The following is an 11,243-nucleotide window of genomic DNA, read 5'->3' on the forward strand; positions in this document are numbered from 1 at the left end:
TGAGGAGGCTATCATGGAAAGGTTATTCAGAACACATAACATCCGAGTATCGGAAGAGCTAGAAGGAATGTGGGATTTCGCTCCGCTGGAAGCAACGGCAGAAGATCCTGCAACAGCTGACTATAAGTACCGCCTGCCGGTACCAGGCTGCTGGGAGCAGCATCCTGAGTTCTCCTCCTATCGTGGAAAGGGCGTCTATCGGCGCCATATCAAAATGAATGTGGAAGGTGCGCTCCGTCTGGTATTCAAGGGAGTCAGTCATACAGCCAAGATATACTTTGACGGCAGACTCATCGCTGAGCATTATAATGCGTACACCTCCTTTGATGCGCTGGTTCTGGGAGTGGAGCCGGGTGTACACGAGCTTACAGTCCTGGTAGATAATTCGTTCAGCGAAGCTTCATCGCTGCATGTACCGAATGATTATTACACTTACGGCGGAATAATCCGCCCGGTAATCATGGAACAACTGACGGGTGCCTTCATTGAGCAGGTGAAATTCCGCCCGTACCGGAAAAATGGGGAATGGAATGCCGAGATAAGTGTAAGAGTCTCCAATACGCTTGCCAGAGATATGGAACTCCAGATTGCAGCAACCTTAGGCGGATATCAGCTTGTTATTGGCAATATACAACTTGGGTCCGGAGAATCACGTTGGCTTAAAGGGGAGTATGCGTTCCCTGATGTGAAAGCATGGTCATGTGCCAGCCCGGAACTATATGAGCTTGCTGTCCGGCTAGAGACGGAAAAGGGGGCGGTGGCGGATGATCTATATGAACGTGTAGGATTTCGGACCGTTGAAGCCCGTGACGGGGCGATCTTATTGAACGGGGAGCCTGTTGTCCTGCGCGGCTTCAACCGGCATGAGGATCACCCTATGGCCGGGGCGGCGCTGCCTGTGTCCTTGATGGTCCGTGACCTGGAGCTGATCCGGGACATGAATGCCAATACGGTCAGAACCAGCCATTATCCTAATGACGAACGTTTCCTTGATCTGTGTGATGAATACGGCCTGTTGGTCTGGGAGGAGAACCATGCCCGCGGACTCAGCATGGAGCAGATGCGCAATCCTAACTTTATTTGGCAATGTGAACAGGTTAACCGGGAAATGGTGGAGCAGCATTACAATCATCCTTCAATCATTATCTGGGCTATTCTTAATGAATGTGCCAGTGATCAGGAAGAGGGCAGGGTCCATTACAAACGTCAGCTGGAGCAAATCCGTGAATTGGATGCCAGCCGTCCATTAACCTTCGCATCACATCAGCGGGAGCGGGAGCTATGCTTCGATCTGGCGGATATCGTATCTTTCAACCTCTACCCCGGCTGGTATACAGATGAGGACCCAGGTGCTCTATGCGATGAGGCCAGAGGCTGGGCTGATCAGAACGGAGGTCTGGGCAAACCGATGATTATGAGCGAATTCGGTGCTGACGGGTATTACGGTTTACGTGATTCCACTGCAAACCGGGGAACCGAAGAGCGGCAGGCACTGATTATTGAGCAGAACCTAGCAGCTTATACGAGCAAATCTTATCTGTCAGGCATGCTGATCTGGCAGTTCTCGGACTGCCGTGTGACTGAAGGTACCGATTGGCTGATTACCCGGGCGGGAACCCAGAACAGCAAAGGAATCGTAGACCGCTATCGCCGTCCGAAGCTGGCCTACCAAACCGTGCAGCATTATTTCGGAAAGCCGCAAGGCTGATGGCTCAACGGATTCTTCTGGTAGGTCACGGCTCAATCAGCAGGACATATATAGAGGCCCTGGACCGACTGCCGGAAGTAGTTATTGCAGGTGTGGTCGGAAGAAGTGAGGAGCGTGCCGCCGCATTTGCAAAGCTTCATGGCATTGAAGTGTATGGTACCTCTATAACTGAGATGGCTCACCGCTCTGCAGCAACAGCTGCGGTCATCTGCACGCCTAATGCAGCCCATTATGATCATGTACTGGAATCTGCAGCAGCCGGGCTGCACTGTTTATGCGAGAAACCGCTGCACATTCACCCGGAACAGCAAAAACAGATGATAGAGGCCTGCCGATCCCAAGGGGTTGTTCTTACGGTGTCTTATATGCGGAGATATACAGAGCACTGGCAGCTGATCAAACAAATCATGGATTCCGGAGAAATGGGCCGTATTCTGAGTGTAGATGCCTCCATTAAACATTACCGCAGCAGTGAATACTATCATTCCTGGCATGGGACGTACAGCGAAGATGGAGGCGGCCCTTTCATGCAGCAGGGCGCCCATCTGATTGATCTGATTCAGTGGCTCTGCGGCGGATATACAGAAGTGCTGGATGCCAAGACGTTTCGACTGCTCCATTCCATTGAGACGGAGGACCATGGGTATGCAATTGTCAAATATGCCAATGGTGCAATAGGAATGATCCAGGCTTCTACGGCCTGTACAGGAATGGCGCGTGAAAAGATTGAAATATCCGGAACAGCTGGCTCCATTTCTGCCGATTTTGCAGGAATTCTGGATTGTTCGCTGCCTGGCCGGGCGGTAAATACGACGGCGCAAGCGAACAATCCAGAGCTGTTTGCCAGATTATGCTCCGACTTTCTGAATGCCTGCAAGACCGGTGCGAACCCGCTCATCAATGCCGATTCGGCTGCCATCACCACGAGGCTTATCCTTGATATTTACAAGGCTGCAGGAATTCCTGTTCAAACGTTCTAACCTTTAATAAGCCAAATCCATCTGTTTCGGGATTTGACGGGAGTGTTCCAGCATTGGCTCGTGATACAAAATAATGATTTCATTCAAAGGGGACTTTTGCCGCTAACAGCAAAAGTCCCCTTTCGCCGTTTCGGCAGACCAGCCTGCAGATTGAATATAGGATGCAAGCGTCATATTTGTCCACTTAAGAGGTTCCTTTCATGTGTGTGTTTCTTTGTGCAACGTTGCTATATTTAAAGTCAACAGCTAAAGAGAGGATGGGAGCCTATGAAGAAGAATTCAGCCTGGAGATTACAAATCCCTGCTGACTCTGCAGACACCTTGGAGGAACGCGCTACCTAGCCGCGCAGAATTGAAGCATAAGCTTTTCCCTCTCTTTCAAGTGTGTATTAATGAAGCAATGTTCGAGGTCAAGTGTAGCGCTTAACGAACGGGGCTGAAAGAGTAAGTTCGTCTATTTTAAGCAATTTATATAGAGTCGTTATTTTGTATAAAAGACTGTTCCAGTCAGATGCGGCATGGCGAATCACCAGAAACACAATTCTTTATAATATCGGCTTCATATTTACAACCGTTGTGTTCTCCGTGCTTATCGCTCTGCTGCTGAATATGGTGACGAAGCGGTATGTGAAAATTTATCAGACCGCTTTGTTCTTTCCGTATTTTATTTCCTTTGTCGTGGTCAGCTATATTTTCATCGGTTTCCTCGATATGGAACACGGCTTTCTGAACACGATTCTGGGCTGGTTTGGTACAGATGCTGTACTCTGGTACAACGAAGACAAGTACTGGCTTTATATCCTGGTAATCGTGAATCTGTGGAAGGGAGTAGGGTACAGCGCCATAATCTACTACACAGCAATCATTGGCTTCGATTCCGATTATTATGAAGCTGCAGAGATTGACGGCGCAACGAAATGGCTGCAAGTACGTTTCATCACACTTCCGCTGCTTAAGCCGCTGGTGATATTAATGATCATGCTGGCGATCAGCCGGATTTTCTTCGGGAGCTTCGACCTGTTCTACAATGTTACACTCGATTCAGCGATGCTGTATCCAACCACAGATATTATCGATACCTTCGTCTATAGAGAGCTGCGTAAAACAGGAGATATCGGCATGGCTTCGGCTGCAGGCTTCTACCAATCCATGGTCGGCTTCGTAATTATCCTGGTGACCAATACGGTTACACGGAAGCTCAGTAAAGAAAACGCGCTGTTCTAGAGCGCAGGATTAGGAGTGACTACGCTTGAAAAGATAACCATCGTTAGGCCTGACTATTGCCCATCGCGCTGTAGCGTTCAAACGTATTCAATTCTGCTTATTTTTGCTATGTTCAACACCATAAGAGAGGAGGCAGAAGAATGAGAGCATCGCGGGCATACGTGCCCTTTTCTTACAAAATCACCATTCCCTATCTGCTTATTATGTTGCTTACGGAAATCTTCATTGGTGTGTATACCTATACACGACTGTCGGAGTCCAGCTCGGTGTTGACCGGAATGAATATGAAGATGACATTCCAGCAGCTCACGAACAACATATCCTATCAATTCCAGGATACCCAGCAAATCTCCGATACACTGTTCCAGTCTACGGAGATCCAGAAGGTGCTCAACTCCGAAGCCGGGCCGTTTGAGATTTACCAGCTTACCCGTGATCAGCTGCTGCCGCTGCTCGCTGCACCTCTGCAGTCTACCCGCAGCAATATCCGGATCATGCTGTATGTCAAGAATGAGAGCTTCCAGGAATACTTCAAGAACCTGAAGCTGCCGCTGCATGAGAAGTCATACAATCTGCTCTATGCCTCACGTATTGAGCAGCAGCCCTGGTTCAGACAGCTTGAAGCAGGCAAGCAGGACAATTCGTGGCTGCAGATCGATACGGATTATGAACAGGGCAACCTGTCTCTGTTCCGCAAGCTGATCTCCTTCAATGATTATCAGACCGAAGTAGGCTACCTGCGGATATCTGCCCGGCTGGATGATCTGTTCCAGTCGCTGAACACGGTGAAGGTTGGTGACGAATCCATTGTGCAGGTCAGGGAGCAAACGACAGGCGATATCCTTTATCAGCCCGACACACGCGTGAAGAAACAGAAGGATGAAGCTTATCTTACCGTTGCCCAGGAGATTCCCGGCACTCCGTATGCTATCGAGATTCTGGTCCCTAAGCAATACTATTTGCGTGATGCCCACAATATCCGCAATGTTACCCTTACCGTATGTATTGCCAGTTTTCTGACGATGCTGCTCCTCGGTCTGATGGTTGCGAAGCTCTACAACCGCAAGATGCAGAAAATTATCAGTTATGTGCGTTCTTTCCGTTCCGGTGAATTTGGTAAGCGGATACATATTCCCGGACAGGATGAATTCGCCCAAATTTCACTCGCCTTCAACCAGGCTGCTTCAGATATGGATAATCTGATTCGTACCGTGTATCTCCAGAAGATTCATGTGAAGGAAGCCGAGCTGCAGGCGCTGCAATATCAGATCAATCCCCATTTTCTCTATAATACCTTGTCTTCAATCAACAGCCTGGCCAATATGGGACAGACAGAGAAGGTTAGCCGGATGGTCACCGGGCTTACGAAGTTCTACAGGCTGACGCTCAATGACGGGCGTAATATGATCCCGCTGGCTAGTGAATTAGAGCAGGTCCGTTCGTATATCAACATTCAAAAGATCAAATATTCGGACCGCTTTGATACACAGATGGAGGTGGAAGCCGGGCTGCTTGGCTGTGAGGTAACCAAGCTGATTCTGCAGCCATTTGTGGAGAATGCGCTGAAGCATGCCTGGTGCCATGACCGGCTTAGCATCCGGATTGTCGGCAGGCGGGAGCTGAACCGGATTCTGCTATTCGTAATCGACAACGGAATAGGGATCCACCGGGAGCAGGTGCGTGCGATTAACGACGGAAGAGCGGTAACCTCCGGGTGCGGCATCCGCAATGTCCATGACCGGATTTCGCTGAAATACGGGGAAGGTTATGGAGTCCGGGTCTTCAGTATATATGGAGGGGGAACAACGGTGCAGTTGACTCTTCCTTATGAATTGCCGTATACAGGCACACCAATTGAACCAAACCGTATTCAGGAGGCTGAGCAATGAACTATCAAATTCTAATTGTGGATGATGAGTCGGTCGATCTGGAGTGGATGACCATTCGGATTCAAAATAGTGGCAAACGGCTGGAGGTGGCTGCATCGGTGAACAGTGCGCTGGCTGCACTTGAGGTGATCCGTGAACGGCAGGTAGACATTGTGCTCTCGGATATCAGCATGCCGATGATCTCGGGTATGGAATTCATTGGGCGGGTGCGGCGGCTGTATCCGCAGATCCGCGTGATGTTCATCAGCGGGCACAAGCAATTTGAATACGCGAAGCAGGCGGTAGATTTCAACGCCTTCTGTTACCTGCTGAAACCGGTAGAGGATCAGGAGCTGTGGGAGAAGCTGGATGCGGTTATTGCTGACCTTGATCAGGAGCAGGATCGTTACGCCGAATCCGTGAGGCTGAAGGAGACCTTTTCTCTGGTCCGTGCAGAGATGATCTTCCGCTGGCTGGAAGGCGGATATCAGGAGCTGGAATCATCAGCGGAGCAGGCATTGGGAGAAGAAGCGGCAGCTTCCGGCATGGCTGCAGCTATCGTTGAGGTCGATCAATTGGACTGGCGGACAGCCAGGAACTACATCGTTGATTGGCAGGCTCTGCCTGGACAAATCCTAGCTTATGTCGAGCAATATGTGAAGGAGTACAAGCTGGGATATTGCATCCAGGGGGAACGCCAGCGAAGAACAATGCTTCTAATTGGCGAACCTCCGGCGTTGCTGGAGCAGACCAATGCATTAATAAATGCCGTAAGCCTGTGCTTCCCGCTCACGATTTCCGTCGGACTGGGATTCTATACAAACGATTATCGCCAGCTTCCGTTGTCCTATCAGGCATCAGTGAAGGCGCTTGGCTCTAAATGGCAGGCAGGAAAAAACAAAATTCTGCAGGCTGATACGGATTTGACAACACTATCAAGCCAGAACTATTCGGCCGACTCCAAGGCCGAGTGGACAGAGCTGCTATACGCGTTAGAGGAATATCAGCTGACCGAAATCGATAACTGGATTGAAGCGTTGTTTCAGCCTTTTCAGGCAGGGGCTTCCCGCAATACAGTAATTCAGCAGCTCGTTCATACCCTTATTCAGCTTAAGGAGCAGTTACATAACCTGAATGAGAGCTTCGATGAGCTGACGGGCTGGGAGACAGCAGTTCCGAATGACTTGCTTGAATGTGAAACACAGCATGATATGAAGTCGTGGCTAAGGAGGGAACTATTTGCCTGTTCTGAGAAGTGGATGCTAAAGAAGCAGAATCATAAGCGCAAACTGGTGGTGGAGATCATGAGCTATACAGAAGCACAGGCCGACCGGACTATCACCCTGCGTCATATTGCTGAGCAGTTCGGCTTCTCGGCCAATTATCTGGGCCACCTGTTCAAGCAGGAAACGGGCCAGCACTTTAGCAGCTATGTGACTGAGCAGTCGATCAGGAAGGCTTGCCAGCTGCTGCAGAACCCTACCCTGAAAATATATGAAATCGCCGAACAGGTGGGGTATAAGAATAGCATCTATTTCAACCGCCAGTTCAAGCAGCTGATGGGAATGACTCCCGCTGTCTACCGCAAACGGCTCGGTATCTGAGTGCAGGCTGTGGAAGTGGAGTGTTGATTTTGTGCTGTTTTTCGTTATTTCGCTCAGTCGTCTGCAGTCGCAGTAAGCGTTATCATTAAGAAAAATAGAGGGAGGATCAATAAACTAGCGATGAAACAGCAGACGGCGCTTACTCCAAACACTAGCAAGCCGGGCCGACTCCGTTCAGGGGGAGGCAGCGGCTTGCGGGGATTCCTGCGGCAGTGGGATCTCCAGACCATGATCTGGCCAGGCTTTCTTTGCTTGATCTTATTCAGCTACATCCCGATGTACGGCGTGATCATTGCCTTTAAGGAGTATGACATTTTCACTGGAATAGGCGCCAGTCCATGGGTAGGTCTAGATCATTTCCAGATGTTCTTCAGCTCTCCCGAGCTGTCGATGGTGATGCGAAATACGATGATTATCTCCACGCTGAAGCTGTTCCTGATCTTTCCGGCTCCTATTGTACTGGCGCTGCTGTTGAATGAAATCAGGCACAACGGGTACAAACGGTTCATTCAGACAGCGACCTATCTGCCGCATTTCATCTCCTGGGTTATCGTCTCCGGACTGGTGTTCTCGCTGCTGTCTGTCGAGAGCGGAAGTGTGAATGATCTGCTCCTGAAGCTGGGGCTGATTGAGGCTCCGGTCAACTGGCTGTCGATGCCGAAATACTTCTACACCATTCTCCTCAGCGCCAGTCTCTGGAAAGAGATCGGGTTCAGCTCCATCGTATATCTGGCGGCAATTGCCGGGATCAATCCCAGTCTGTATGAAGCCGCGGAGATTGACGGCGCAGGCCGATTCCGCAAAATGTTCAGTGTGACTCTGCCCTCTATGGCACCGGTCATCATTATCTTCCTGATTCTGGCCATCGGCAATCTGCTCAGCGCCGGGTTCGAGGATATTCTGACCCTGACCAATAACGGGAAGAACGGTACGCTGACTCAGGTTGCAGAGGTACTGGATACGTATGTATACCGGGTGGGACTCAGTGAGCAGCGGTTTTCTTTTGCCACGGCGGTAGGTTTGTTCAAATCAGTAATTAACATTGTGCTGCTGGTAGGCGCAAATACGCTGGCGAAGCGGGTAGGAGGGAACTCCTTATGGTAAAAAAAGGCGGTGCTGACAAGCTGTTTGACCTGGTGCTTTATACACTGCTGGCAATCCTGGCTTTTACGGCGATATACCCGTTCTGGAATACGCTCGTAATGTCTTTGAATGAGGGCAAGGATACTTCGATGGGGGGCTTGAGCTTCTGGCCCCGTGCATTTACCTTTACCAACTATGAAGTGATCTTCAGTGACGAGCGTTTCTTCCGCGCTATGGGCATTACGATTGCCAGAACGGTAAGCGGAACCTTCTTATCCGTGCTGGTCACAGCACTGATGGCATTCGCCCTGGCCAAAAAAGAATTGAAAGGCAAACGTTTCTTCATGATTATCGGGATCATCACGATGTACTTTCAGGGCGGCCTGATTCCAAGTTACCTATGGCTGAGAGAACTCGGATTGTTCGATAACTTCTGGGTACTCATCATTCCCGGCATGCTTAGCATCTGGAATATGATCGTGTTCCGCACTTTTTTCCAGGGCTTGCCGGAGGAGCTGGAGGAATCGGCAAAGCTGGACGGCTGCAATTATTACAGTCTGTTCTTCCGGATTGTGCTGCCGGTTTCCGGTCCGGTCTTTGCCACTCTGTCATTGTTCACCGCTGTGGGTCTATGGAATGAATGGTTCAACGCAGGGATCTATATCAACAACCCTGATCTGCTTCCCGTGCAGAATTATCTGATGAATATGATTAATTCAAGCTCAACGGCAGAGATGCTCAGCCAGATGGGCAGTGGAGTAAATGTAGTTACCCAGACCTTTACACCGAAATCATTGCAGATGACTGCTGTAATGGTAGTTACCCTGCCTATCATTGTTGTTTATCCATTCCTGCAGAAGTATTTCGTCAAGGGTGTGATGATCGGCTCGTTGAAGGAATAGCCGGGTCCATCAAGCAAGTTAAATCCGTTAAATTTAGAGAGGGGTAATCATGTGTTAATGTTCACCAACAAGCAGTACATAGGCGGATTGTCATTTCTGCTGGCCGGCAGTCTGATTCTGGGGGCCTGCAGCAGCAATAACAACACTCCGTTGGAAGCCGGAAATTCAGCAACGGCCGCGCCGACAGCGACGGAGAACTTGCCACCCTTCGGCGAGCAGCCGCTGGAATTCAGCTATTATATGAATTATGACTGGGCTTCGCCAAGCGGCTATGGAACCACGGATGCTGTTACCAAATGGCTGAAGAGCGAGAAGAAAATGAACTGGATTGAGATAGGCTCAAGTGGCAACGCCAAGCAGAAATTCGGTACTATGGTAGCTTCCGATTCGCTTCCGGATGTCATTGCACTGGACCCGAACACCCCTGAATTCGAAAACCTGGTCAAGAACAAGAAGATGGTTCCGCTTGATGACTACTATAAGAAATATCCAAATCTGCAGGAACTGATAGACCCAGATGCCATGGAGATGATGCGGGCTTCGGATGGACATGTCTATGGGATGCCAAGCTGGTTCGGCAGCTCCAAGAACACGAATCAGATGGCCAGCTTCGGCTGGATTGTTAATCGCAAAATTTATAGCGAGCTGGGCAAGCCGAAGCTGGAAACCTATGATGATCTTTATGCTTATCTGAAGCAGGTTAAAGAGAAATATCCGGATATCACACCGATGCAAGATCCGTCAGAAATGATGATTTATGGGGGCTACGGGGATGTTCGCTGGGCGGATTCACTGAAAGAGGTACCGGTGTATGTCAATTTCAAGACTCAGACGATTGAATCGATCTTTAATGATCCGGCCTATAAGCAGACGAAGGAATTCGCGAACAAGCTGTACCGGGAAGGATTGATTTCTCAGGACTTTCTGACCCAGAGCGGAGAGCAACAGACCGAGAAGCTGAATTCGGGACGGGTCGCCATCCAGTCGGGCAACAATATGACTGGTGCCGGAAGAGCTGCGAACGATATTCTGAAAGCAAAGGATCCAGAAGCTGGGTATGATTATATCCCTTATCTACACGCTGAGGGGGTAGATCCGTCCACTGTCGCACCTGTTGGTTATGGCAAGCTGGGCTGGAACCAGACGGTTATTACAACGGCTGCCAAAGAACCGGAACGCATCTTTCAGTTCTTCGACTGGTGGGCAAGTGAAGAAGGGCAGCGAATATCAGCATACGGACCACCGGGGATTCTATGGGATGAAGTGGATGAGAACGGCGCGCCAATAGACAGCGAGAAAGGCAAGGCAATGTCTGCCGAAGACAAGGCCAATCTGAAGCTGGGCTGGAACCCGCTGGGCACCTGGAAATTTCATCAGCTCGGCGCAGCCCGGGTGAAGCAGAATCCCGAAACGGCTGAGTGGGATGTAGTAGCCAGCTTGTTCTATGGCAAATATGTACAGACGAATAATGACCAGTTCAACGGTATCATGAACATTGACTCCAAATCGAAGCTTGGCATCAACTTTGCCCGGATGAAGCAGATTGTGACGGATTATAACGCCAAGCTTGCTTTTGCCAAAGATCAGGCCGAATTCGACGCCGTATTCAAACAATATGAGGAGGCGCTGAACAATTCGGGCTATCAAGACCTGGTTCAATATGAAACGGAGGTATGGAAGAAGAACCGCGAGAAGATGGGAATCTAGCTTGGCGGGAGATCATGTAACAAGCGCGTAACCGGAATTCCGGTTACGCGCTTGTTGTGCGCTTGGACAGCATAGTATCTTCGTTTTCTACTATAAATCTTGTGAATTTAGCATATGACTTCAGCAGATGAATGAATAAAATAATGTTATACTATCTGTAAACGCTA

At 49.6% G+C, this 11,243-nt stretch carries 8 protein-coding genes; all 8 read left to right on the top strand.

Annotated elements, in window-relative coordinates; translation table 11 throughout:
- Nucleotides 1–13: 13 nt before the first annotated feature.
- The 8 genes from NST26_RS16530 (at nt 14) to NST26_RS16565 (ending at nt 11,076) form a co-directional block, all read left to right on the top strand.
- Nucleotides 14–1,708 carry a glycoside hydrolase family 2 protein gene (locus NST26_RS16530; protein WP_340979493.1) on the top strand — a complete coding sequence of 565 codons (1,695 nt, stop codon included), beginning with the start codon at nt 14–16 and terminating at the stop codon, nt 1,706–1,708.
- Nucleotides 1,708–2,688 (top strand): Gfo/Idh/MocA family protein, encoded by a 981-nt coding sequence (locus NST26_RS16535; protein WP_340979494.1) that lies wholly within the window; start codon nt 1,708–1,710, stop codon nt 2,686–2,688. Before NST26_RS16530 ends, NST26_RS16535 begins: the two co-directional genes overlap by 1 nt.
- A 486-nt stretch (nt 2,689–3,174) precedes the next feature.
- Nucleotides 3,175–3,912 carry an ABC transporter permease subunit gene (locus tag NST26_RS16540; RefSeq protein WP_340979495.1) on the top strand — a complete coding sequence of 246 codons (738 nt, stop codon included), beginning with the start codon at nt 3,175–3,177 and terminating at the stop codon, nt 3,910–3,912.
- Nucleotides 3,913–4,052: 140 nt separating this feature from the next.
- Nucleotides 4,053–5,801 carry a sensor histidine kinase gene (locus tag NST26_RS16545; protein WP_340979496.1) on the top strand — a complete coding sequence of 583 codons (1,749 nt, stop codon included), beginning with the start codon at nt 4,053–4,055 and terminating at the stop codon, nt 5,799–5,801.
- Nucleotides 5,798–7,384 (top strand): response regulator, encoded by a 1,587-nt coding sequence (locus tag NST26_RS16550; protein ID WP_340979497.1) that lies wholly within the window; start codon nt 5,798–5,800, stop codon nt 7,382–7,384. Before NST26_RS16545 ends, NST26_RS16550 begins: the two co-directional genes overlap by 4 nt.
- A gap of 120 nt (nt 7,385–7,504) precedes the next feature.
- Entirely contained in the window at nt 7,505–8,488 is a 984-nt protein-coding gene (locus NST26_RS16555; RefSeq protein WP_445323325.1) for an ABC transporter permease, read from the top strand.
- Entirely contained in the window at nt 8,482–9,369 is an 888-nt protein-coding gene (locus NST26_RS16560) for a carbohydrate ABC transporter permease (RefSeq protein WP_340979498.1), read from the top strand. Before NST26_RS16555 ends, NST26_RS16560 begins: the two co-directional genes overlap by 7 nt.
- A 57-nt stretch (nt 9,370–9,426) precedes the next feature.
- Nucleotides 9,427–11,076 carry an extracellular solute-binding protein gene (locus NST26_RS16565; RefSeq protein ID WP_340979499.1) on the top strand — a complete coding sequence of 550 codons (1,650 nt, stop codon included), beginning with the start codon at nt 9,427–9,429 and terminating at the stop codon, nt 11,074–11,076.
- Nucleotides 11,077–11,243: the final 167 nt, after the last annotated feature.

The organism is Paenibacillus sp. FSL R7-0128, from assembly GCF_038002245.1.
In the GTDB taxonomy this organism is placed as follows: domain Bacteria; phylum Bacillota; class Bacilli; order Paenibacillales; family Paenibacillaceae; genus Paenibacillus_AQ; species Paenibacillus_AQ silagei.